Annotated in this window: 18 protein-coding genes and 1 tRNA gene; 6 read left to right on the plus strand and 13 right to left on the minus strand. The window is 60.2% G+C overall.

Annotated features, from left to right (window positions below; translation table 11 throughout):
• Positions 1–114: 114 nt before the first annotated feature.
• Together E5K02_RS03445 and E5K02_RS03450 are read left to right on the plus strand one after the other, a co-directional pair.
• A complete protein-coding gene (locus E5K02_RS03445) occupies positions 115–1,269 on the plus strand; it encodes an MFS transporter (protein ID WP_135392099.1) in 1,155 nt (384 codons plus the stop codon).
• Between the two features lie 259 nt (positions 1,270–1,528).
• A complete protein-coding gene (locus E5K02_RS03450) occupies positions 1,529–3,223 on the plus strand; it encodes a catalase (protein WP_135392101.1) in 1,695 nt (564 codons plus the stop codon).
• 103 nt (positions 3,224–3,326) lie between these two features.
• Here the strand turns inward: E5K02_RS03450 and E5K02_RS03455 are convergent, their stop codons facing one another.
• Together E5K02_RS03455 and E5K02_RS03460 are read right to left on the minus strand one after the other, a co-directional pair.
• Positions 3,327–4,214, minus strand: coding sequence for a hypothetical protein (locus tag E5K02_RS03455; RefSeq protein WP_135392103.1), 888 nt, complete (start codon positions 4,212–4,214; stop codon positions 3,327–3,329).
• Positions 4,215–4,307: 93 nt separating this feature from the next.
• Positions 4,308–5,780: a hypothetical protein gene (locus E5K02_RS03460; protein WP_135392105.1), complete on the minus strand. Its 1,473-nt coding sequence runs from the start codon at positions 5,778–5,780 to the stop codon at positions 4,308–4,310.
• A 246-nt stretch (positions 5,781–6,026) separates the two neighbouring features.
• On the opposite strand from E5K02_RS03460, the gene E5K02_RS03465 reads away from it, so the two are divergent.
• A complete protein-coding gene (locus E5K02_RS03465) occupies positions 6,027–7,214 on the plus strand; it encodes a glycoside hydrolase family 88 protein (protein ID WP_317128889.1) in 1,188 nt (395 codons plus the stop codon).
• A gap of 90 nt (positions 7,215–7,304) precedes the next feature.
• On the opposite strand, the gene E5K02_RS03470 is transcribed toward E5K02_RS03465, so the two are convergent.
• From E5K02_RS03470 to E5K02_RS03485, 4 genes are all read right to left on the minus strand, one after another.
• On the minus strand, positions 7,305–7,904 hold the full coding sequence (locus E5K02_RS03470; RefSeq protein WP_206025919.1) for a Maf family nucleotide pyrophosphatase: 600 nt from the start codon (positions 7,902–7,904) through the stop codon (positions 7,305–7,307).
• Positions 7,870–9,201 carry a DUF1015 domain-containing protein gene (locus tag E5K02_RS03475; protein ID WP_135392107.1) on the minus strand — a complete coding sequence of 444 codons (1,332 nt, stop codon included), beginning with the start codon at positions 9,199–9,201 and terminating at the stop codon, positions 7,870–7,872. Before E5K02_RS03475 ends, E5K02_RS03470 begins: the two co-directional genes overlap by 35 nt.
• 157 nt (positions 9,202–9,358) lie before the next feature.
• Positions 9,359–10,009 carry a pyridoxamine 5'-phosphate oxidase gene (gene pdxH, locus E5K02_RS03480; RefSeq protein WP_135392109.1) on the minus strand — a complete coding sequence of 217 codons (651 nt, stop codon included), beginning with the start codon at positions 10,007–10,009 and terminating at the stop codon, positions 9,359–9,361.
• Between the two features lie 109 nt (positions 10,010–10,118).
• A complete protein-coding gene (locus tag E5K02_RS03485) occupies positions 10,119–12,011 on the minus strand; it encodes a hypothetical protein (RefSeq protein ID WP_135392111.1) in 1,893 nt (630 codons plus the stop codon).
• Between the two features lie 366 nt (positions 12,012–12,377).
• Between E5K02_RS03485 and E5K02_RS03490 the strand changes: the two genes are divergently transcribed.
• The 3 genes from E5K02_RS03490 to E5K02_RS03500 all read left to right on the plus strand — a co-directional run bounded on the left by E5K02_RS03490 (position 12,378) and on the right by E5K02_RS03500 (position 15,517).
• Positions 12,378–12,944: a YqgE/AlgH family protein gene (locus E5K02_RS03490; RefSeq protein ID WP_135392113.1), complete on the plus strand. Its 567-nt coding sequence runs from the start codon at positions 12,378–12,380 to the stop codon at positions 12,942–12,944.
• Positions 12,945–13,008: 64 nt separating this feature from the next.
• Positions 13,009–15,402, plus strand: coding sequence for a DUF349 domain-containing protein (locus E5K02_RS03495; RefSeq protein WP_135392115.1), 2,394 nt, complete (start codon positions 13,009–13,011; stop codon positions 15,400–15,402).
• A gap of 42 nt (positions 15,403–15,444) precedes the next feature.
• Positions 15,445–15,517 (plus strand) — tRNA-Thr (locus E5K02_RS03500).
• Between the two features lie 191 nt (positions 15,518–15,708).
• Here E5K02_RS03500 and E5K02_RS03505 read toward each other — a convergent pair.
• From E5K02_RS03505 to E5K02_RS03535, 7 genes are all read right to left on the minus strand, one after another.
• Entirely contained in the window at positions 15,709–16,236 is a 528-nt protein-coding gene (locus E5K02_RS03505; protein ID WP_135392117.1) for a hypothetical protein, read from the minus strand.
• A 398-nt stretch (positions 16,237–16,634) separates the two neighbouring features.
• Positions 16,635–17,228 carry a BLUF domain-containing protein gene (locus E5K02_RS03510; protein ID WP_135392119.1) on the minus strand — a complete coding sequence of 198 codons (594 nt, stop codon included), beginning with the start codon at positions 17,226–17,228 and terminating at the stop codon, positions 16,635–16,637.
• 188 nt (positions 17,229–17,416) lie between these two features.
• Entirely contained in the window at positions 17,417–17,620 is a 204-nt protein-coding gene (locus E5K02_RS03515; protein ID WP_135392121.1) for a hypothetical protein, read from the minus strand.
• A 125-nt stretch (positions 17,621–17,745) separates the two neighbouring features.
• Positions 17,746–18,240: a YciE/YciF ferroxidase family protein gene (locus E5K02_RS03520; RefSeq protein WP_135392123.1), complete on the minus strand. Its 495-nt coding sequence runs from the start codon at positions 18,238–18,240 to the stop codon at positions 17,746–17,748.
• A gap of 159 nt (positions 18,241–18,399) precedes the next feature.
• Entirely contained in the window at positions 18,400–20,058 is a 1,659-nt protein-coding gene (locus tag E5K02_RS03525) for a family 43 glycosylhydrolase (protein ID WP_135392125.1), read from the minus strand.
• Positions 20,059–20,104: 46 nt separating this feature from the next.
• A complete protein-coding gene (locus tag E5K02_RS03530; protein ID WP_135392127.1) occupies positions 20,105–21,154 on the minus strand; it encodes a glycoside hydrolase family 43 protein in 1,050 nt (349 codons plus the stop codon).
• A gap of 148 nt (positions 21,155–21,302) precedes the next feature.
• Positions 21,303–22,883: a RagB/SusD family nutrient uptake outer membrane protein gene (locus E5K02_RS03535; RefSeq protein WP_135392129.1), complete on the minus strand. Its 1,581-nt coding sequence runs from the start codon at positions 22,881–22,883 to the stop codon at positions 21,303–21,305.
• Between the last annotated feature and the right edge of the window lie 15 nt (positions 22,884–22,898).

A 22,898-nucleotide genomic window follows, 5' to 3' on the forward strand; every position in this document is an offset into this window, starting at 1 on the left:
ACTATTTTTGCGTCGCTGGAGCGGGCGGTAGCCCGTTTCACCAGAAAGTGGGCGGGCCGCGAGAAGGATTACACTTCACCTGGGCCGGGTCAGGCGCGTGTCGCTCAGAACTTTATGATTTCAGTTACTTCGTCCGCACCCATTTCCAACAAGGCGCACCGCTGGGCAGTCAGTACCTTATTTTTTCTGCAGGGGCTATGTTTCGCCAGCTGGGCTTCCCGGATTCCGAGCATCCAACAGAAAATGGGTTTGTCGGAAGCCCAGCTCGGCGTGGTGCTGTTTGCCCTGCCCGTGGGGCTGATGTTGTCGTTGCCTTTGTCGGGCTGGCTGGTGGCCACGCAGGGCAGCCGGAAGATGGCTATGCTCGGGGCCGTGCTCTACAGCGGCACGCTGGTCAGCATTGGCTGGGCCCAGAACCTGTATCAGCTCGTGGGCTGCTTGTTTCTCTACGGCATGACCAGCAACCTGATGAACATTTCGGTCAACACGCAGGCTGTGGGCGTGGAAGCATTGTACCAACGTTCCATCATGGCCGCCTTCCACGGCGTGTGGAGCCTGGCCGGTTTCGCGGGAGCCGCCATTGGTACTTTTATGATGGGCCGTGGCCTGGACCCATTTCCGCATTTTGCCCTGGTGTGGGCGGCCATCATGGTGGGGATACTGCTGTGCTGGCCCTTTACCCTGCGGCAAGACCGTGGGGGAGAAGCCAACCAGCCCATCTTTGCCATGCCCGACAAGGCCCTGTTCACTCTGGGGCTGATTGCCTTTTGCTCTATGATTTGCGAAGGCGCCATGTTCGATTGGAGCGGCATTTACTTTAAAAAGGTAGTGCGGGCCGAAAAGGCCTGGGTTGGAGTGGGCTACACCGCCTTTATGAGCACCATGGCCGGAGGCCGCTTCGTGGCCGACTGGTTTGCCCACCGCTTTGGGGTGCGAACCGTGCTCCAGGTCAGCGGGCTGCTGACGGCGGCGGGCCTGTTGCTGGCTGTTGCCCTACCGGGCTTGCCTACGGCGGTGCTCGGCTTTTTGCTGGTTGGCTTTGGGGTGTCGTCGGTGGTGCCGCTGGTGTACAGTGCGGCGGGTAAGGTTTCTACTATGTCGCCGGGTGTGGCGCTGGCCGCCGTGTCGACCGTCGGGTTTCTAGGGTTCCTCATAGGGCCACCCCTGATTGGCTTGGTAGCCGGCGCCTTCAACCTGCAGGTGTCCTTTTCAATTATTGCCGTTATGGGCTTGTGCATTGCGGTTGTCGCCAGCCGGGCTAAAGTGTAAGATTTGGTTGTGCTACAGCTACTCTGGCTAAGTAGCGACTGTTGAAGTGGTTTGGCGGAGTGCTATTCGACTAATTCATTTCAAGGAAGTTAGACCAAGGATACACGCCCGGAAAAGATGCATTTCCGGCAGTTACCCACCCTGCACCCCATTTGGGAAGCAGGGGAACCAATACCCGGAATGGGGCTTTGGCGCTTCGCATAAAACTTTCTGGACCTTTTTTGGTATTTTACTACTTCCAATCCATCCCAAAATACCAATGGCACAGAACGAAGAACAGAACCAGAATGGCACGGCTGGCTCCAATGGCCACCCTGTGTCGGGCGACGGTACCGGCACGGCCGTTACGGGCGCGGGCACCTCTCACGACTCGCGCACGACGGACGGGGAACACGCTCAAACCCTGACCACCCGCCAGGGCCATCCCCTTACCAACAATCAGAATATCCGCACCCTGGGCAACCGCGGACCGGCTACGCTGGAGAACTATGCCTTCATTGAAAAAATCAGCCACTTCGACCGGGAGCGGATTCCGGAGCGCGTGGTGCACGCCCGCGGGGCCGGGGCCCACGGCGTATTCGAAGCCTACGGCACGGTAGGCGGGGAGCCGATTGCCAAGTATACCCGCGCCAAGCTGTTCCAGGAAAAAGGCAAGCAGACGCCCGTGTTTGTGCGTTTCTCCACGGTAGGCCACGGCGGCCACTCGCCCGAAACCCTGCGCGACCCCCGTGGGTTTGCGGTGAAGTTTTACACCGAAGACGGCAACTGGGACCTGGTGGGTAATAACCTGAAGGTGTTCTTCATCCGCGACGCCATGAAGTTCCCGGATCTGATTCACTCCCAAAAGCCTGACCCGGTAACCAACCGCCAGAGCGGGGAGCGGATTTTCGACTTCATCTGCAACACCCCGGAGGCCATGCACATGGTTTCTTTCCTGTTTTCGCCTTGGGGCATTCCGGCCAACTACCGGCAAATGCAGGGCTCGGGCGTGAACACCTACAAGTGGGTAAACGCGCAAGGCGAGGCCGTGCTGGTGAAATACCACTGGGAGCCGCTGCAAGGCATCAAAAACCTGACGGCCCAGGAAGCGGAGGCCATTCAGGCCAAGAACTTCAACCACGCCACGCAGGACCTGTTCGAGCACATTGCCAAGGGCGAGTTCCCCGAGTGGGAGCTTTGCGTGCAGATCATGAGCGACGACGAGCATCCCGAGCTGGATTTTGACCCGCTCGACGACACCAAGATCTGGCCCCAGGATCAGTTTCCCTTCCTGCCCGTGGGCAAGATGACGCTGAACCGGAACCCGGAAAACTATTTTGCCGAGGTCGAGCAGTCGGCTTTCGGTACCGGCGTGCTGGTGGATGGCCTCGACTTCTCCGACGACAAAATGCTGCAGGGCCGCACGTTCTCGTACTCCGATACCCAGCGCTACCGGGTGGGTACCAACTACTTGCAGCTGCCCATCAACGCGCCCAAAAAGCACGTGGCCACCAACCAGCGCGACGGACAGATGGCCTACCACGTGGATTCTTCGCCTAACCAGAACCTGCACATCAACTACGAGCCCAGCTCCCTGAACGGCTTGGTGGAAGCCCCCCGCAGCGCCCCCGACCACATGCCGCAGTACCAGGGCCGCCTGATGAAGCAGACCATCGACCGGCAGAACAACTTCAAGCAGGCCGGTGAGCGGTACCGCCTGCACGAAGATTGGGAGCGGGACGACCTGATTAATAACATGGTAGGCGCCCTCGCCGACGCCGACCGCCGCGTGAGCGACAAGATGGTGGAGCTCTGCACCAACTGTGACCCCGACTGGGGCCGGCGCTTGGCCGAAGGCCTGCAGCAGGCCCGCAGCGGCAAAACGGCCGAGGGCGGCAACCAGTACAACGAAGCCCGGGGCTCAGAAGCCGTGGCCGAAGCCGAAGCAACGGCCCACGACGCGAAGCCCTATTAACGGCTAGCAGTTGCGTAACCCGACAAATGGCGGCTTGACTGAGCACATCAGTCAAGCCGCCTTTTTGCGTGTCAGGAATTAGGTGAGCGGGGTAGAGCCTGTCTTAGCGCTGCCGGACCAGCCTGTAGAGCAAGTGGCCGCGGGTCAGCGTGGGCGCATCATCTACCGGCTCCAGCAACGTGGTGCTGTAGAGCCGTAGCGTGTCGGCGTTGCGGGTGAAATGGATAGTGCGGTCAGCCCGGGCGGCATTGCTGAAAGTCACGTTATCAATATCGTTGCCTGGTCCGCCCCCGAAGTCGGTGCTGGTGTCGTAGCTGGTCGCGCCGGGTAGACCCTGGACCCGGCCATCGGGAGTAAATTGAATCTGTACCGGTCGGCCCACGGAATCCTGGCCGGTGTAGCGGCCGGCAAACAACACGGTATTCACGGCCCGGTTCAGGGCCACTATTTCATCGGCGGCCACGCCGGGAACCCGCTCGTAGGAAACCCGGCGGACCACTTTTCGGTCCCGGCTATAAGTCGTCAGCACCAGGGTGGTGTCGCGCGGGCCCACTTGGCAGCTGATTTCGCTGACGTTTCCCGGCTCCTCGTAGTCAGGCCAGTTGGTGGGCAAAGAGTTGGGCTGCAAGCCGGACCGGAAGTAGATTGTCAGATTACCACCTTCGTGGTTACCCAGCCCCAGGCCTACCACCAGGCTGTCGGCGGACTGCTTCGCCAGGCTGATGCTGAACTCGGATATTTCGCCCGTGTAGTCGAAAGCCAGTTGGGGAGAGTGGGATTTGCGCACATGCGCCAGGTAGTCCGCATTTACCCAGGACCCGCGCAGCAACGGCCCGAAGCGCTGGGCCAGGGTCGCCGGATAAGTAGTTTGGGATTGTGGCGGCGGCGCAGTCGCAGCGGCCTGCTCCGTGGAAGCGGACTGCTGGCAGGCAATCCAACAAGGCATCGTCAGCAGCAGGCTGACCCAAGCTGGCAAGCGAAGGAAAAACATTAGAACAGCGGGATAAAACCAGTAACTAACACAAGTGGAGTCGGCCGCACAAGCGCCGCTAACTCGTAAAGTACGCTGCCCGGCAGTACGGACCTAATTTTCCGGCGTAGAGGTGTCGTCCAGCTCGGGCTCCGCTACTTCGGGCATTACCTCCGACGAATCGGTAGGGGCAGTTGCCGAATCTATGCTCGTGGGCTCTTCTTCCGGGGCTTCCTCAGTAGAATCAGCCAGTACTGGCGCTTCGACGGGCACGGGTTGTTCAGTGATGGCGGGCTGCTGCGTCCGGCGCGCGGCAGGAGTGTCGGACTTCGGCGCCGAAGTTAGCTTACCGGCTAGGTGCATAACGCCCCACACGCCCCAGCCCAAACCGCCCGCCACGGCCGCTACCACGGCCACCCGGTGCCAGCGCAGCTGCCAGGCCGGGGCCGGCCGGGGAGGAGCCGATACCCGGGGCGCTTGGGCCGCCGGACCTATAGGCTCTGCCCGCAGAGCGGGCGGTGGGGAAATACCAGCCGACGCGGGCGGCACGGCGGGGCCCGGGGCCGGGCGGCTTTGGAGTTGTTGCAACGCCTGCCCCAGTTGCTCAATGCGGGCATCCAGTTGCTGATTGCGGGCGGCCAGCTCGGCCTGGGCCTGGCGCACGGCTTCGGCCAGAGCCGCTTTTTCCTGAGTTTCGGCGGCCAGGCGGGCTTGCAGGGCAGCCGTTTCGGGCGCTACGGCCGAGGCCTGCTGCAACTGAGCCTGGAGCTGGGCAATAGTCTGTTCCCGGGCGCTTTCCCGGGCGGCGGCGGCCCGGTTTTGCTCCTGCAGCTCGGCCCGTACCTGCTGGCGTATCTGCTCCAGCCGCGCTTTTTCGTCCTGGTTAGCGGCCACTGCCTCCGGGGCCGGGTAGCCGTAGGGCTGGTCGTGGGGAACGTCTTCGGCCCCGAGCCAGCGCCAGAGCTGCCGCGCCTTGTGTTCCCAGAAGCCCAGGGGCGTCACCAGCTCCGACACTTCTTCGGCCAAATCTTCCTCGGTGGCTGCGCCACCGGCTATGGCCTGAAACCAGTTCACCAGCGCTGTTTCGGCCAGATCGATGCCGGGGCGGGCCAGGTTCCAGAGGCGGCGGGGCAGGTGAGCGGCCTGGCGCAGCAGCTGAACGTTGTCGGCCGTGGGTAGCAGGCGCAGCTGGGGCTCCACGCTGGGGCCAAACTCCACGCTGGAACTGAAAACCACCAGGCCCGTCACGTCGTGGTCGGGGACGGGGCCCAGGTCGGCGCTAAGCCAGGCGGCCAGCACCCGCTGCTGCCGCTGGAAGGCCGCCACTGGATCAACCAGCCGCTGTGTGCCCAGCCGCCACGCGTCCTTGTCGAGGTGCAACTCGCCCTGCCCGGGCAGCAGCAGCAGGGTAGTGACGCTGCGGGGACGGATAACGACGGCGTCGAAAACTTCGTCGGCCACGGTGAAGTTGCCCAGCAGCAGGGTGGGAGTGGACGGGGTTTCGGCGGCTAAAGCGGCCTGCAGGGCGTCGTAGTGCGCTTGGTGGGCCGCATCGGCAAAGGGCGCGAATAACAAGCTGTAGAGCATTCGGCAAAGTAAGCGGATTCGGGAGCAGGATGGCCGTTCGGGCCTGGTCAAGCCCGGCTGTTGGCCCTTACGCAGCCGCCCCAAACCCAGTTTGGTTTTCGGAGAAAGCGACCGGCCCAAGGCCCGTTGCTAAAACGCTTTAGGTGCTGAGGCCGCTTTTGCCGGAGCCGGGTAAACAAGTATGCCCAGACTATCCTTACTTGCACCCACTCTCCCGAGTTTTCCTATTTCCCAACCTACTAGCCCGTGAAACGTTCCGTTGTACTTGTCTCCGCCCTAATGGCGGTTTTGCCATTGTTTACGGCCCTGCCGGCGGCTGCCCAAAAGCGCAAAATTGATGTGAAGCAGGAGTTTGCCCGGGCCGGGGCGCAGCTCCAGCAGCTGCTGAAAACTCACCCCGACCTGACCAAGTTTCCGTATTCCACCCGGCCCGATGGCACGCTGAAGGATACCAAGTCGGAGTGGTGGACCAGCGGCTTTTTCGGCGGCACGCTCTGGTATATGTACGAGTACACCAAGCAGCCCCAGTGGCAGCAGGCCGCCGACCAGTGGACTATGGCCATGCAGCAGGAGCAGCACAACACCGGCACCCACGATTTGGGCTTTATGCTCTACTGTCCGTTTGGCAACGGCTACCGCCTCACCCGGAACCCCGCCTACCCGCCCGTACTGCTGACCGGCGCCCAGTCCCTGGCTACCCGCTTCGACCCGCAGGTGGGCCTGATTAAGTCCTGGAACGACTTTGCCGGCTATAAGTACCCGGTTATCATCGACAACATGATGAACCTGGAGCTGCTGTGCTGGGCCGCCCGCACCAGCGGCGACTCCACGCTGCGCCGCCTCAGCATTACCCACGCCGACAACACCCTGAAACACCACTTCCGACCCGACGGCAGCACGTTTCACGTGGTTTGCTACGACGGGAAAGGGCAGGTGCTGGCCCGCAAAACGGCCCAGGGTGCCGCCGACAACTCGGCCTGGGCCCGGGGGCAGGCCTGGGCTATTTACGGCTACACCATGCTCTACCGCGAAACCAAGCTGGACCGGTACCGCCAGCAGGCCCGCCAAACTGCCGACTTCTTCCTCAACCACCCCAACCTGCCGGCCGATAAGATTCCGTACTGGGACTTCAACGCGCCCGGCATCCCCAACGAGGAGCGCGACGCCTCGGCGGCGGCCATTGTGGCCTCGGCCCTGCTGGAGTTGCAGCACTACAGCCCCGCCGCCGATGCCAAGCGCTACCGCCAGGCGGCCGAGCAGATGCTGGTGAGCTTGAGCAGCCCGGCCTACCGCGCCGCGCCGGGCGACAACCACAATTTTCTCATCAAGCACTGCGTAGCCCACAAACCAGCTAAAACGGAAGTAGATGCCCCTTTGGTCTACGCCGACTACTATTACCTGGAAGCCCTGTTGCGCTACGACCGGCTCAAGTAGGCAGGGGACTATAAACGCCGAACCCGGTGCTGGCAACGCTCTGGCTGCCAGCACCGGGTTCGGCTTAGTGGTTTTTAGCCTGAAAATTCGCTAAAAATTCATGGGTAAGGCCCCAATGCCCAGCTTTTCCAGCTCTTCCCAGACGCGGTGCACCGGCAGGCCCATAACGTTGAAGTAAGAGCCTTCCAGCTTGGTAACGGCCACCATTCCAATCCAGTCCTGTGCCCCGTAGGCCCCGGCTTTGTCCAGGGGCTGGTAGGTGCGCACGTAAAACTCGATTTCGGCGGGCGTCAGGGCCCGGAAGTGCACGCGGGTCTGGTCCGAGAAAACCGTGCGCCGCCCGTCGCCGCAGAGCAGGCACACGCCCGTGTATACGTCGTGGGCCCGGCCTTGCAGGCGGGTGAGCATGGCCACGGCTTCGGCCTCGTCGGCGGGCTTGTTGAGCACGTCATCCCCCAGGCACACAATGGTATCGGCTGTCAGCACCACCTCATCCGGAGCCAGGCCAGTGCGGTAGGCCTCGGCTTTGTGGGCGGCCAGGTACTCGGCCACTTCGGCCCGGTGCAGGTGGGCCGGAAAGCTCTCATCCACCTCCTGCAGGCGTACTTCGTAGCGCAGCCCCAGGTCGGTGAGCAGTTGCCGGCGACGGGGCGAGTTAGAGGCCAGTACTAAACGCAAGGTGGGGAGCATAGAAGGCATGGTGGTGTTCGTCGTCGCGGATGGAGGTAAAGAGGAAGCCGCCGATGGTTTTAGGGTAAAAGAAGGTAGACTTGGGGGGCATAACGGCCCCCGAGTGGCACACGCGCTCCACTTCCTCCATAGTCACCTCGTTGACAATGAGGGCCGCCCGGGCTTCCTGCCGGTCTACCCGGCTCAGGCATTCGGAGAAGTTTCGCACGTAGGCCACGCCCGGCCAGGTGCGCTGGGCGTCGGGGCCCACGATACCCAGGGCCTTTTCCAAAACAAAGAAGTGCAGCACCGTCAGGTCCAGGGCCTTTACCTCGGCCGTGGTGTCCCAGGCCAGCTGCTGGTGTACTTCGGGTTTGAGGCGTAGTTTGTAAGCCTGCCCATTCAGGTAGAGGCCAAAAGCCCAGGGCTTGCCGGCAATTAGTTCGGGCAGGTCGTAGGCATCGTCCTTGGGCACCACCGTGAAATACGGTTCGAGCCGGGTGAGGAATTCCGCGTCCGCGAGGGCGCCCGGCAGTTCCAGCAGCAGGCGGTGGGTGGGCAGAATCCGCAGGTCGTCGGCGGCGCTGTTGGTCAGGTACATTAAGTGGAAGTGCCAGGGTTCCTGCCCCGTATTGTGGGGCTCGGCCGCCATGCGGGCCTGGCGGTAAGCCAAGGAGCCTTCGTAGCGGTGGTGCCCATCGGCCAGAATCACCTGGCGCTGGGCCAGTACCTGCTGAAACCGCCGAATAAGGCGGGCATCCTGAATAACGGCCAGCACGTCGCGGGCACCCTGGTAGTCTTCCTCGGTTTGGTAGAGCGGGTCGGCAATGGCCTCGTCGAGGTAGCGCTCCAGTTCAAAGTCGTCGTCGCGGTAGAGGCCGTGGGTGGCACTGGTCTGAAACTGGGTGCGGGCCAGCAGCTCGGCCCGGTCGTTGACGGCAGCGGGCAGGGTGTTTTCGTGGCGCAGCACCACATTTTCGGCCCAGTCGTAGGCCCGGATGTGGCACATAAAGCCCCTGCGGCAGTACTCGCGGGAACTGCCCGGCAGCCGGAAATACTGGTAGTAGACGTAAATGCCCGGCATTTCATCCTGGCGCAGCACCCCGGTTTCCTGCCACGTCGTCAGCCGCTGCAAGGCCGCCCCGGCGGGGTCGTCGCCGCGGGGCACCGAGAGGTGAATGCTGTTGAGCTCGTTGCGGTACAGGGCCTCGCGCTGCTTGGCCGATACCACGTCGAACAGCGGGGACACGTAGTCATCGATATGGGCACTCAGCTCGGGGTTATAGCGCCAGCCCCGCACGGGTTGAATTTCAGCCAAGAACGGAAAGATTGAAGGGTGAATCTAAACGATAAATATCTGGTTGCTTGAACAGTAGCAAGGTGAGTTTGCAGCAGTGCATTAGCTGTTGACTGAAGAATGGTAGTCCGCTTTGCTCGCCGGCCTGCCCTCCCTGTTGCCCCCAGGTATGGCGGCGCTACGGGGCCAGGCGGCTCCGCGTCCAGCCTTGGCCGGCGCGCTCGTACACGATTCGGTCGTGGAGGCGGGAGGGGCGGCCCTGCCAAAATTCCACCCGCTGGGGCCGCACGATAAAGCCGCCCCAGTGCGGGGGCCGTGGCAGCGGGTTCTGGTTGGCGAAGCGCTGCTCAATCTCCCGCTCCTGGGTTTCCAGCTCTTCCCGGCTCCCGATAACCTGACTTTGGGGAGAGGCCCAGGCGCCCACCTGGCTGCTGCGGGGCCGGCTCTGGAAGTAGGCATCCGACAACGCCTCGGGGGCCTTTTCTACCGTGCCTTCCACCCGTACCTGGCGTTCGAGACCGGGCCAGAAAAACGTCAGGGCCGCCAGGGGGCGCTCCGTCAGGTCCTGGCCTTTGCGGCTGTCGTAGTTGGTGTAAAACAAAAAACCGGCGTCGTCGGGCAGGCCTTTGAGCAGCACCACCCGGGCCGAGGGCTGGCCCTGGGCATTCACGGTCGAAACAGTCATGGCCGTGGGCTCGTCCAGATGGGCACTGAGGGCCTCATCGAGCCACTGACGAAACTGCAGCACAGCATCGGCCTGCACCTCGTTTTCGGACAGGGTCCGCTGGGAGTAGGTCTGGCGCAGGTTGGCGAGATGTTGATCAATCATGGGCAGAAGGCAGGGGAAAGAAAGCGGGCAGATTCCCTAAACCCGGGCGAAGGTCGGAAGTTCAGCGGAAAAACGATACGGGCCACTCCAAAAGGAGCGGCCCGTTCTTTTATTGCGTCGGCGCGTTGGGGTACCATTCATACAAGGAGTAGGCTCCCTGCTGGCGGATACGCTTGAGCTTGTGCTCCCGGATAAAGTCGTCGCCCCGCTCGAAGGTCGGTAGCGAAGCCTTGCCCTTCAGGCCTTCGGCGTAGTAGTTATTTTGCCCGTTGTAGAAGGAGGTATCCAGGAACACCAGCACGGGTTTGGTGCCCAGGCGCTGCAGCAGGGCCGGGTCGGGACCTTCGGGGCGGAAGATGCTGAACAGCTGCTGGGCCTGCTCGGGCGGCGTGCGCACGGCCTTGTGCGACATCAGGGGCAGGTTGGTAATCAAGGACAGCTGGTAGGTATGGTTACAGTGCGGGTCGTCGGGGTCGATGGTATAGGTGTAGTCGCCCTCAGAGCCTACGTGGTAGAAAGGAACCGGCAGGATGGCCTGGTACTTCTGGGTATCCATCCACTGCATGAGCTGATCCATTTCCGGGCGCTGGGTTTTGTCCGTCAACAGGTTGGGAACCTGCACCCCGGTTTGGTAGAAAGTCATGGCGTCGCGCGTGTCCAGCAGCAAGATGCAAGCCAGGGCCGCCACCACCCAGCGCACCCAGGCCGGCCCGGTTTGCTGCCAGTAGCGGGCCACGGCCCAGACCACCAGCAGGTTCAGGGCCCACCAGAAAGGCCACACAAAGCGCCCCACGGCCCGGAACTGGGTTACCCGGTCCGTCACGAAGTGCAGCCAGTAGAAGGGGTTCAGGTAGTTGTACATCGTGTACGTGTCGTTATCGACGCCGTAGGTTTCTCCAAAGGCAATGAATACCAGCGGCAAGCTGGCCAGCAGCAGCAGCAGCAGAAACCGGCCCATGGGCTCCTGGCGTTCGGGGCCCACGGGCAGCCGCTGCGCCAGCCGAAGCAGCAGCGCGGCCAGCAACCCGTAGAGCACGAAGCCCCCCAGGTAGGCCATCGACTCGTAGGGGTAGGCCAGGGTACGCTCAATCAGGAAGTGAACCTTGTTGTACTCATACGTGCGAAAAAAGCCTCCCGCCTGGAGTTTCCAGTCGATGTAGCCGTAGCCGCTGCTGCCCACCGGGCGTTCATTGTAGCGCCCATCCAGCACCATGAGCGAGCCGGCCGTGAGCACCAGGGCCACCAGCAGGGCCGCCCCGCCGCGCACGGCAATAGGCAGCCAGGGCTGGCGGGTCAACCTATTCTGCACGCACCACCACAAAAAGAAAAAGCCGGCCAAGGCGCCCAGAATAGCCAGGTAGTAGAAGTGCAGGTACGACGAGACAAAAATGCCCCCGACCAGCATAGCCAGAGCTCCGTAGCTGGGGCGGCGCGTCGGCCAGGCTAGGTACATCTTCTGAAGCGCCCAGATAGTGAACAGAATGGTAGGCGTGTAAGATAGGCTCATGTGCCCCACGCGCAGGCGCCAGGTTTGGGGCCCCAGCCAGGGCAAGCCCACTACCACCAGCACAAACAGCCAGGCGGGCAGGTTGGCCGGGCGCAGGATTTTACCCAACAGCCAGGAGCTCAACACTAATCCACTGATGATGCCCAGATCGTAGAGGTACAGTCCGTAGGGCTGCAAGGAGGGCACCAGCTGCACCAGCACGTGCACCAGCTGCACCAGCAGGGGCGTGCTGTCGGTATAGTACATGTATTCGCCGAAGGGGAAGTTGTGGCCTTCCACCACCATGCCCGTGTTCAGCGGCTGGCGCAGAAACGACTCTATCGAGAAGTAGCTCTTGATACCATCATAGTAATTAATAATCAGGTAGTCGCCAGGGTGGAAGATAAGATGGCGAAACACGTATACCACCAGCAGCAGCTGCACCACCACGGCAAGCAAGCCTATGGGGAAGCCTTGTTTGCGGGCCAACGGGGCTTTTAAAAAGGATAGAGGCATTTAAATCAGAAGAAGGAAAAAAATCAGGCGGCAAATTAGAAAGAAAACCGGGGCTATGTTTGCTCCGATTCCTGGATTATCTGCTGATAATCGGTCCTCTTCCTGCTTATTCTGCCCAGGCAAGTCCAGGAAGTAACGGCCCGCTAGATTAGATTTTTACCCGAAAAAAGTTTCCTTTACTGTTGCTCGTTTCCGCGGCTTAGCCGGCGTTTTGCCCAAGCCGAACCAAGCCGCCGTAGGAATGGGTTATTATCTTCCGATAATTGCCAGGAACTTGCGGCCAGCCGAAAACCTTTCCCTAAAGCGTCTGCTTGTCGGTTTTACCCGTAGTTACCTTTCTTTCTACCTTCCAAAGCGCTCCTTCCGATGTCTCGTCCTCGCTCCGGTAGCATGCTCATTTCCCAGCCCTTTCTGGGCGACCCGAACTTCGAGCGGACGGTGGTACTGATGTGCCGCCATTCCGAGGGGGAAGGCTCATTTGGCCTGGTGCTCAATCGTCCGTCCAACCTGCAACTCGGCGACGTGCTCGAGCTGCCCGGCGGCGACGCCTCACCAGCGGCCCAGTTGCCCCTGGGCCTGGGTGGCCCGGTATATCCCGACACGCTGCACTACCTGCACCGCCGAGCTGATGTGCCCAACGCCATCAGCCTGGGCCAAGACGTGTACTGGGGCGGCGATTTTCAGGTGGTGCTGGGCTTGCTGCTTAGCGGGGAGCTGGCACCGGCCGATATTCGCTTGTATGCCGGCTACTCGGGTTGGACCACTGGTCAGCTGGAGGAGGAAGTGAAGGAAAATGTTTGGATAGTGCACCCCAATGCTGCCGGGAAAGTATTTACTTTGGATAATGATGCCTTCTGGCAAGCCATTCTGCGGGAAAAGGGCGGCCGCTACCGGGTCCTGTCCAACTACCCCCTCGACCCCCGCCTAAACTAGCTTTTGCTTTCTTCGCTGCCGGGCCACCTCTTCTTTCCTTGCGCCAGGCCTTTTCCTTTGACTTATGTTACCTGAAAACGAGAATTCCGCCCCCAACCACTCCGACGATGCTTCGGAGTCGCCGATGAGCATTCTGGAGCGCCGTCTGGCCGAAATCCAGGCCAAGCAAAACCCGGCCGATGCTGCCGCTGTGCCGCCCGCTACCCCAGCTGCTGCCGTAAACGAGCCCGCGCCGCCCGCCCCCGCTGCTTCCACCACAACCGACGAAATCACCGAGCGCCCCGCTCAGGGTACGGCTCCGGTAGCCGACGTGCCCGCTGGTGCCGGCACGGCCGAGCCCACGGCCGCTACTACGGAGGCCACGGCCGAAACTCCCGCTATTTCCGATTCTTTGGCCCGCGCCGAAAGCCACTATGGAGCGCAGAACCCCGGGGTGCAGTCAGCGGAACACGCTTCGTCGGCCACCCAAAACTCTCCAGCACCCACGGCGTCACCCACGGCTGCCGAAGCAGGTGTGCTGACCGAAACCAGTACTGAAAATAAGCCAGTGGTAACGGCAGTAAATGAGCCCGTTGTGCCGTTGGAAACGGCTGCTGATATCGACGCCGCGCCCGCGCCCGTTGCCGCCCTGCCTACTTCGGCTAATGATTCGGCGGCTGAGGCCGCGGAGGCTGCCGCTGCTCATAGTGCCTCGGCCGAGGAGGAGGAAGAGTATGTGCCAGAAATTCCGGTTCCGGACTTTACTACCCTGGAGCTGCCTGCCCAGGCTGCACACCTGTTGGCCCTGCTGCGTCGCCCCGATGCCCGCCAAAACCGCAAGCAAATCTTTGATCTGCACCGGCAGTATGAAACCGCAATTACGGCTGACCGCACGGCGGCTCGTCAGCGTTTCACCGAAGGCGGGGGGGAGGCCGATGACTTTGTCTATGCTGGCCCGGAAGGGCACGCTGAGTTGACCAAGGCGCTGCAGGATTTTCGCGAAAGCCGGGCGAAGGATGCCCGCGCCGAAGACGAACAGCGCGCCAAAAACCTGGCTCACAAGCAATATTTGCTCTCGCAGCTGCGCCAGTTGGTAGAGGCCGCCGAAACCAAGGACAGCTCTATTCGCATCAAGGCGCTCCAAAATGACTGGAAAGCCACTGGAGCCGTGCCCCAGAAGGATGCCCAGGAAATTTGGAACAGCTACCACGCCCTACTCGATATCTATTATAATAACCGGGGCCTCTTCTTCGAAATGAAGGAGTTGGATCGGCGGCGCAACCTGGAAGCCAAGGAGGCCTTGATTCAGCGCGCCGAGGCCTTGGCGCAGCAACCCAGCATCAACAAGGCGTTGCAGGAGTTACGCCAGTTGCACGAAGAGTGGAAGCACGTCGGCCCCGTGGCCAACGAACAGCGAGACGCCATTTGGAACCGCTTTTTGCAAGCTTCCGAGAAGGTACACGACCGCAAGAAGGAATTCCTAAATGTGCGCTCGACTCAGGAAAACGCTAATCTGACCCGCAAAACGGCCCTGCTCGAGCAGATCAAGCCTTTCGCTGAATTTCAGACGGAACGGGTCAACGAGTGGCGCGCTAAGACCGATGAGCTTCAGAAGTTAAAAGAAGAGTGGGACGCGGCCGGCTTGGTGCCCCGCGACAAAGCCGAACAGCTTAACAAACAGTTCTGGGCTGCCTACAAAGGCTTCTTCCAGCGGAAAAACCAGTTCTTCAAGTCCCTCGACGAGGAGAAAAACGCCAACCTGCAACGTAAGCTCGATTTGTGCAATCAGGCGGAAGCCGCTCTGCAGAACCCGAATTGGGAAGAAGGCCGCGAAATTGTCATCCGGCTGCAGAAAGAATGGAAGCTCATTGGCCGGGTACCCGAAAAGCAGTCGGATAAAGTATGGAACCGCTTCCGTACCGCCTGCGACTCTTTCTTCGAGCGCAAAAACGAAGAAGCTAAGCAGCGTGTGCAGCAGGCCCAGCAGGTGTCGCAGGAACAGGCTGCCCACCTCGACCGGGTAGCCGAAGCCGTAACGGCGCTTACGCCCGACGCTCCGGGTACCCTAGAAGGCTTCCGGCAGCATGTGGAAGAGTGGCGGACATTCGACGGGGCTACCAATGGTCCTCGGGGCTCCGCTGAGCGGGCCGAAGAGAAGTTTCAAACCCTGATGGGCAAATACCTGGACGCCGTGCCCGGCTTGTCCTACGCTGAGCGGAGCGATTTGCTGTTCCAACTGCAGGTTGAACGTCTTAAATCCAGCCCCGACTCGCAGCAGGCCCTGTACCGGAAGGAGCAGGCGTTGCGTCGTGAAATTAATGAGGTTGAAAACGACATTGCTACCTTACAGACTAACCTTGAGTTCTTTGCGCGCTCCAAGAACGCCAATCAACTGCGCGAGGAGTACCAGGGTCGCATTGACGAAGCCAAGGGCCGCATTGATGCGTTGAAAAAACAATTAAAAATTATTCGCTCCTAGTTTGGGAATTTGGTGTGAAGCGCTAGTTTTGCACCACAATTCGCCTCCATAGCTCAGCTGGTAGAGCAACTGACTTGTAATCAGTAGGTCGCTGGTTCGATCCCGGCTGGGGGCTCATTGCTCCAAATCCCCTTGTAAATCAAGTATTTACAAGGGGATTTTTGTTGGTGTGCCTCTTAGATACTTAACCCGGCCATTGAGATAACCGAATTTGATACAGTCAAACACCGGGTAAGCGGAACATTCAATGGTACGTTATGCCAGTACCCGAATACAAATCCAAAGAAGATTACCGGTACGTTTAGTTTACCATACAAGACAAATTGACCAATCTACGCATATCCATACCGACAAGAATAAAAAAGCCCCGACTTGCGCCGGGGCTTTTTTATTCTTGTCGTTTTTACAGCTCTGAATAATTAAGACGCATAACTCATTTCCCGGATAGGTCTTAGTGAATTCATCAACACGAATCCTTCTCCGTTCCACACCACCTATCCGAAGTGAAGCAAACAAGTATGTGCCTGGTTCTGGCAACCCTTTTCGAAATTCAATGTCGACTATCAATTGTTCATTTGTGATTAGTTTAAACGACTTTGTTTCAGAGTAGGTGGATTCAGTAATATTCTCGAACAAATACGCATGCTCTACGGGAAAACCTTGAGTTTGAGTAGAGTCCCAACTCAGAGCGCTTACAATAGCGCCAACGTTGTCAAGTTCGTCCCCTTCAATATAGATTTCTACGGCATTCGGAGCGGGCTCATTCTCCTTGCTACATCCACTAAAGAGAAATAGGAAGAATAATTGATACAGGATAGGAAGAGATATTTTCATCAGGGCACGTTAACTATTGAGCCCGATTCAAAATAACTCATTGAAGTTACGTATAGAGGAATAGCCCCAGGGGCATCAGTAGTGAGTAGGCCAAGGCACCGGCCCACATAATTCAATTCAGCAGCTACTTAAATATCGGCTATAAGCTCTTCGCTCCCAATTTTACCAACTTCGGACCCAGGTAGCCGAGGCCAACTCCTCAGGCGGGGCGCTGTCCCGTCGGCTGCTTGCACTGGAACGGGGCGCTGTGCTTTTATAAACACATTTACACCTTTACTCTTCTTAAAGAACTTGCCTGAATGCCTATCCTTTGCATCTGGGCAGGGCACAGGTGGAGAGTTAAATACGCCGTTAGGCTGCTGTTGGAGCGGTGGGCGAGTGCTGGCTGAGTATCCAGATCAGACGAAGGCAAAACTGGAGGCCCCCATGCCAAAGGCTCGCAACAAGGCTTGCAGATGACGTTCGTTCACGTCTGGTACGGGCAGGTCTGGTGTTCCGGCCTCGAGCACCAATGCCACATCGGCCAGCGCGACCTGGCCAAAACCCATCGTCCACTCGGCAAACCGGCGCGCTGGGGCGGGGCCTTCGCCTACGGTAATAACCTGGCGGTGGCGTATGTCGGCCTGAATGCGCGCGTAGAGGGCCCGTACTTCCGCCTCCGGGCCTTCCAGCACCTGTACAAAACGCCCCTCGCTGTACAAGAGTAATCCCGTAATCTGGTGCTGGGCGTTGTGGCGCAGAGAGTAGGCCAGGAGCTCTTGTAATTCCCGGGCCGACAGGGGGTGCACGGTTTGGCTGCGGTACAGGATCTGGTACACACTTGTATCCAAGCGGTGCAGGACTTCGTCCAGTTTGAGCAGGCCGCGTTGGTACTGGTGCAACAGTTGCCGCTCGTACCGGCGCGGGGTCAGGGGCGTATTTTGCGTTAGGGCGACGGCCCACGTTACGGCGCGCTGGCGCTGAGCTTCGGTGTAGCGTTCTGAATTACTCATTCCCCGTCTGTACGTCGTTAATTAGAGATAGGTGCCTTACGGGAGAAGCTCCTTTTTCCAGGAGTACTGAGCCGGTTAGCCCGGGTCAGGAAAGCCCTATCCTGTACTGACGGAGCAGCTGGTGGCTGACTTATGTGTTTCGGACGGCCAATAGGCCTCGGGCAAACACGTGGGGCGGGCCGGGTGAGCTAACCAGCGGCCAGCAGAATCTCAAGGCTCACGAATTTGCCGCCCTGGAAGGTGTACACCAATTGACTCCCCGCCGGCCCTAGTACAGTTTTATCATCTGGCTGCACCGTGAGTGTTGTACTGCCTTGCTCAGAGTCTTGGGTTTGGAATGGCAGGTGCAGATCGTCGCGCAAAGAGGCTTGGAGTTTAGCTAAGTCGGTCATAGCCGCTGTATACGCCAGCGAGGCAATCTGGGTGCAAGTATGGGCCGTATTTCAGCGCAGCCCCTGTAGCTATGAACAGAAAAGCCCGCGCTGCTCCTTGTAAGCAACGCGGGCCGTGCGCCGTCTTATTCCGCCTTGGCATTAAGGTAGTTTTTAGCCAAGTCGTTAAGTTTGGTATCGGTCAGCTGCTCTTCCTCCAACGTCTGGCGCAGCAAATCAGCGGCTTCGGTGTAGCCCAGGCGCTGGGCAAAGTGGGCCGCCGTGCCATAGCCCGAAATTTCGTAGTGCTCGATGCGCTGGGCGGCAGCAATAAGAGCCGCATCCATGACCTCTTCCGTGGCCCGTTCCGACATAGTCTCCTGGCCTTCGGCTATCAGGCCTTCCATGGCTTTGCAGGTATGGCCGCTTAAATCCAAGTCTTGGGCTTCGGCAATTTTTTCTAGCCGGGCCAGCTGGTTTTCGGTTTCGCGCAGGTGTTTTTCGAAGCCCCGGCGCAGGCGGCCGTCTTTAGCCGTTTCTGCCATTTGCGGCAGTGCCTTCACCAGCTGTTTTTCCGCGCTGTACAAATCTTTGAGCTGCATCTCAAACAGGTCGTCGAGGGTTTCCAGTTTATCGAACATAAGGCTACAGAGTTAGAAAATGAAACGAAGCGGTACGTCCTTGTCCTACGCAGGGGCCGGGCGGGCGTTCTGGAGGAGCTTGTCTAAAAAAAACCGTGCTGTCGAGGTGTTAAAGCGGATGAGTACAACGGATAAGCCAGAAAAAACAGCCCGATTTTGCTATTTGCCGCCGGGCCTGGTTTCTGCGGCCTGCGCGGTAATGACTTGATTTTCGAGGCTAAAGTTTTCGAAAACTACTACTGCGGAACTTGGCCCTTTGGCCAGTACTCCGACCCGGACGCCCCGGTCCCAGGGGGGCAGATAGGTGCCGTCGATGGGGCTGCTGATTCCGGGCATGTTTTGCCAGCTACGGCCACTATCGGCACTCCAGGAAAAGCGAAATGAATTACCTTTCTGGGTTTGTAAACGCAACGTGAGGGCCGCGTAAGCACTAGTGGGTAGTTTGGTTTCGCTCAACGTTTTCGACTTCCCCTTTTGCAGCTGCCACAGTTGGAGTTTACCATTGCCAGCTGTCAGGGCCAGCGTGTTTTCGGGGTCGCCGTGGGCGGCCAGGCCCGCCAGGGTACCGGCCACCAGCTTGCCCGGGTTGAGCACCGTCGTGGTAGCGGTGTAGTCGGCCGTGGAGGTTTGCTGGCCTAGTACGGCGCCGCTGTGCTGGGGGCGGGCCGTCAGAAACAGTTTGCCGCCGCGCACAACGGCCGTAGGCCGCTCCTCGACGGGCCACTGCCAGGTAGGCAGCAGCGTGGGCTGGTCAAATTCGTCGCGCAGGTCGCGGGCCGTGAGGGCTGGAGCCGCTTGGGGGGGCACCGAACCGTCGCTGCGGAACTCGGGCCAGTCGGAAGCCGTCCAGGCGAATTCGCTGATGACGCCCTGCCGGCCCACAAACTCAAAGCTGCCCGTATCGTAGGCGTGGTGCAGCATATACCAGCGTTTGCCGCGGTTGAAGACAGTGCCGTGGCCAGGGCAGGCCCATTTTTCATTTTTGGTCAACACCGGGTTTTTGTCGTATTTCTCCCAGGGCCCCAGCAGGTTCTTGGCGCGGGCCACGCCAATACCATAGGTGCAGTTGTGGCCGCAGCAGCCGTTGCCGGCGTAAAACGCGTAGAAATACTCGTTGCGCTTGATCATGCACACACCCTCAACCAGGTTGCCTTCCCAGGGGGCCGTGTTGCGAAACAACTCTTTTTTTTCGCCAAGCAGGGCCGTGTGTTCTTCGTTGAGGCGCTGGGCCCAAATAGGCGTAGGCCGCTGCACGCTGTTGCCGTCTTCCTTCCAAATCAGGTAAAGCTGTCCGTTCTCGTCGCGCATCGGAAATCCGTCGATAGAGCCGTTGGGCTGGCCTACCAGCGGACCGTGGTCGGTGTAGGGGCCCTCCGGCCGGTCGGCGCTGGCAATGCCTACGGCCAGGTTGCCGCCTTTTTGGTGAGCCGTGTAGTAGATGTAGGTTTTGTTGCCTTCCTGACTGATTTCCGGGGCCCAGAAATAGTAGTCGGCCCAAGTGGGCAGCTCCCCGGGGAATACGTGGCCCACCAGCTGCCAATCGGTCAGGTTAGTGGACTGCAGCAGGGGGAAGGCAGGCCCCCAGTTCGATGAGGTAGCCGTAGCCCAGTAGGTGTCACCTACTTTGGTGATGGAAGGGTCGGGAAAATCGCCGGGTAACACCGGATTGACAATGGAAATAGCCGGTGCCTCGGCTTCGGCAATGGTTTCAGCCGCGTGGGCCGTGGGCGTGCTAACGCTGGGCGTTGCGCTTTGGCAGGCGCCGAGTCCGCCCAGGGCCAGGACCAGGAGTAACGATGAATTAGAAGCTAGTGCCATGAAAAGGGAGTCGGGGGAAGAACGTGAAACAGGCCGCACCGCCGGGTTATTCGCCGGCAGGCTTGGCCAGCGCAGAGCCCGTAGCTACGGGCACGCCAAAGTTGGGCGTGCCATCCGCATTCCAGGTAAACTTCTGCATGCGGGGGCTTCGGTTGTCGCCGCAGCCCTGGCCTGGTAAGGGGTTGGCGTGGTAGATAAGCCAGTCTTCGGTGCCATCCTTGCTCTGAAAGAACCCGTTGTGGCCAGGCCCAAAAGCCTGAGCGGCCGGGTTTTTAACAAAAACCGGGGCGGCCGTCTTGGTCCACGCGCTGCGCTGCAAAGGGTCGGCGGTGCTGCTGGCCGAGAGCAGGCCCAGGGCGTAGTCGTCGGTGCTGCAGTGACTGGCAGAGTAGACAATAAACGTCTTGGTGCCGTGTTTAAGAATTTCAGGGCCTTCGTTTACGTCTGGGCTACCGTTCTGTTCCCAGCTATACTCAGGGCGGGAAAGCTCCACGCGGGGCCCGGTCAGGGTCCAGGGGGAGCTCATTTCGGCGATGTACAGGTTTTGCACCGGGCTGCTGGCTACCTCGTGGCCCGACCAGAGCAAGTAGCGCTTCCCGTTCTGCTCCAGCACCGTACCGTCAATGGCCCATAAGTCCTGGCCGGGTACCGCAATACGGCCTTTGTCAACCCAGGTACCCGTGGTGGGGTCGGGGTTGGCATTTTCCAGCACGTTGATGCGGTGCCCGTCGCAGCAGAGGGGGTCGGCGGAGTAGTAGATATACCACTTGCCGTCCAGAAAGTGCAGTTCGGGCGCCCAGATGTCGCGCTGGTTCACGCCCGCCTGCTGGGGCGTCCAGACGACGGTACTGACGGCCGAGCCCAGGTCCGACATCTTGGCCGTTTTGCGAATGACCAAGTTGTTGCCCGTCGTGTGCATGTAGTAGTACATGTCGCCCCGGCGGACAACCCAGGGGTCGGGGCCAGCCGGCAGCAGCGGGTTGGTAAAGGTGGTAGTGGTGGGCGAAACAACGGTAGGCTGCGCCGGAGCCGATTTCTGGCAGGCCAGGTTCAGGGCTAGCAGGGCCAGCGGCAGCAGACGAAACAAAGAAGGCATGGGCAGGAAGGTAAGTACAAAACAAGGCCAGGACTCGGGGACACTACACGGGCGCAGGAATAGCCCCCTTGATGGGTAAGCTAGCAAACTGCCACGAGCCGCTCCGACGCGTAGCCGGAACGGCTCGTGGTTTACCCTGCTCGAGGACCTACCACATGGGGTTTTGCTGCAGGCGGCCCAGGTCAACATCGGTCTGCACCAGAGGCAGCAGCCGCGACTTGCCAATGATAAAGTTGTTGAAGTCCGGGTCGTTGGCCTTCAGCTGATTTACTTTGGCCGGATCGGTAAGCATATCCCAGCGCTGTAAGTCAAACCAGCGCTGGCCCTCGCCGGTCAGCTCGGTCACCCGCTCGTGCATGAGCTGGGTGCGCAGCGCTTCCTTCGATAAGGTAGCGGGTAGATCGGTAAGGCCGGCCCGGCGCCGCACCCGGTTGACCAGCGGAATGGCGGCCAGGGTGTTGCCCTGCTCATTGAGGGCTTCAGCCTGTAGTAGCAACACGTCGGCAAAGCGCATCACCCGATGATTAACCGGCGAGTCGAAGTCTTCCTCGCTCCGGTAGTAATCAGTTTGGTACTTGCGCCAGTAGATGCGGGCCCGGTCGCGGGCGTCGCGGCCATAGCGGGTCAGGAAGCCTACTCCGTACACCAGGGTATCGGCATCGGCAATTCGGGTTGTCGGAAACTGGGTCAGGTCGCGGCGGTTGTAGAACACGGTAGCCGCCAGGCGCGGGTCGCGCTGGCCGGTAGCGGTGGGTTCCAGCAGCATTTCGCGCACCACCCAGGGCCGTACCTCGCCATCGTTGAAGCCCAGCGCCCCAAAAGGAGCGGGCACGCCCCAGAACTTGGAGCGCTGCCCGCCCTGCGAGGAGGTGGCATCCGGACCACCGCCCGCATCATTGCCGCCCTTGTTCACGTCGGAAAACTGGACTTCAAAGATGGATTCCTTGTTGTTTTCCGTGGTGTGGCGGAAGTTGTCGGTGTAGGCCGGCATCAGGTCGTAGGGGCCACTGATAACCTGGGCAAACTGAGCCTGGGCCTCCGCCCAGCGCTTGTTTTGCATGTAGGCTTTGCCCAGCAGGGTAGTGGCGGCACCCTTGGTGGCCCGGCCCACATTGTTGCCGGTGTACGTTTCGGGCAAATCGGGCTGGGCGGCCTGCAGGTCGCTGATGATCTGGTCCCACACCTGGGCTTCGTTTCCCTGCGGATACACTTGGTTCAAATCGGAGGGCGGGGCCAGGGCCAGGGGCACATTGCCGTAGAGCGAGACGAGGTTGAAGTAGCTCAGGGCCCGCAGGAAGCGGGCTTCGGCCACCACGCGGCGCTGCAGGCCGGCCTCCATGCCCTGAATAGCGGGCACGTAGGCAATGACCTGGTTGCAGCGGTAAATCGTGCGGTAATGGTCGCGCCAGATATGTTGGGAGACTTCAAAGTTGTAGTTGGTTTGCACAAACTTGGTGAAGTCGGCCAGCTCCCCCCAGGGGCTTTGGCTAAAGCCGGTATCGTCGCGCAGGTCAAAGGCGAAGTTGAGCCAGCGCCGGTACATGCCCAGGCCTTGCAGGCCCGCGTAGCAGGCTGTGGAGGCTCTTACGGCATCGTCGCTGGTTTTCCAGGACGACTCGGTGGTGGGCAGGTTAGGATTGACCTGCTCGAGCAAGTTTTTCTCACAGGCTGCTAAGCTCAGGAGCAGGGCCCCGGCCAGGCCCAGCCGGGTTAGAAAAGTGGATTTCATATGGAGGTCTGCTTA

The sequence above is a fragment of the Hymenobacter metallicola genome, assembly GCF_004745645.1.
Classification (GTDB): domain Bacteria; phylum Bacteroidota; class Bacteroidia; order Cytophagales; family Hymenobacteraceae; genus Hymenobacter; species Hymenobacter metallicola.

Excerpts from the sequence above, each read along its gene's own strand:
- E5K02_RS03445 (WP_135392099.1), top strand. The coding sequence starts at position 115 with ATGATTTCAGTTACTTCGTCCGCACCCATTTCCAACAAGGCGCACCGC.
- E5K02_RS03450 (WP_135392101.1), top strand. The coding sequence starts at position 1,529 with ATGGCACAGAACGAAGAACAGAACCAGAATGGCACGGCTGGCTCCAAT.
- E5K02_RS03455 (WP_135392103.1), bottom strand. The coding sequence starts at position 4,214 with ATGTTTTTCCTTCGCTTGCCAGCTTGGGTCAGCCTGCTGCTGACGATG.
- E5K02_RS03460 (WP_135392105.1), bottom strand. The coding sequence starts at position 5,780 with ATGCTCTACAGCTTGTTATTCGCGCCCTTTGCCGATGCGGCCCACCAA.
- E5K02_RS03470 (WP_206025919.1), bottom strand. The coding sequence starts at position 7,904 with ATGCTCCCCACCTTGCGTTTAGTACTGGCCTCTAACTCGCCCCGTCGC.
- pdxH (WP_135392109.1), bottom strand. The coding sequence starts at position 10,009 with ATGATTGATCAACATCTCGCCAACCTGCGCCAGACCTACTCCCAGCGG.
- E5K02_RS03485 (WP_135392111.1), bottom strand. The coding sequence starts at position 12,011 with ATGCCTCTATCCTTTTTAAAAGCCCCGTTGGCCCGCAAACAAGGCTTC.
- E5K02_RS03490 (WP_135392113.1), top strand. The coding sequence starts at position 12,378 with ATGTCTCGTCCTCGCTCCGGTAGCATGCTCATTTCCCAGCCCTTTCTG.
- E5K02_RS03495 (WP_135392115.1), top strand. The coding sequence starts at position 13,009 with ATGTTACCTGAAAACGAGAATTCCGCCCCCAACCACTCCGACGATGCT.
- E5K02_RS03505 (WP_135392117.1), bottom strand. The coding sequence starts at position 16,236 with ATGAAAATATCTCTTCCTATCCTGTATCAATTATTCTTCCTATTTCTC.
- E5K02_RS03510 (WP_135392119.1), bottom strand. The coding sequence starts at position 17,228 with ATGAGTAATTCAGAACGCTACACCGAAGCTCAGCGCCAGCGCGCCGTA.
- E5K02_RS03515 (WP_135392121.1), bottom strand. The coding sequence starts at position 17,620 with ATGACCGACTTAGCTAAACTCCAAGCCTCTTTGCGCGACGATCTGCAC.
- E5K02_RS03520 (WP_135392123.1), bottom strand. The coding sequence starts at position 18,240 with ATGTTCGATAAACTGGAAACCCTCGACGACCTGTTTGAGATGCAGCTC.
- E5K02_RS03525 (WP_135392125.1), bottom strand. The coding sequence starts at position 20,058 with ATGGCACTAGCTTCTAATTCATCGTTACTCCTGGTCCTGGCCCTGGGC.
- E5K02_RS03530 (WP_135392127.1), bottom strand. The coding sequence starts at position 21,154 with ATGCCTTCTTTGTTTCGTCTGCTGCCGCTGGCCCTGCTAGCCCTGAAC.
- E5K02_RS03535 (WP_135392129.1), bottom strand. The coding sequence starts at position 22,883 with ATGAAATCCACTTTTCTAACCCGGCTGGGCCTGGCCGGGGCCCTGCTC.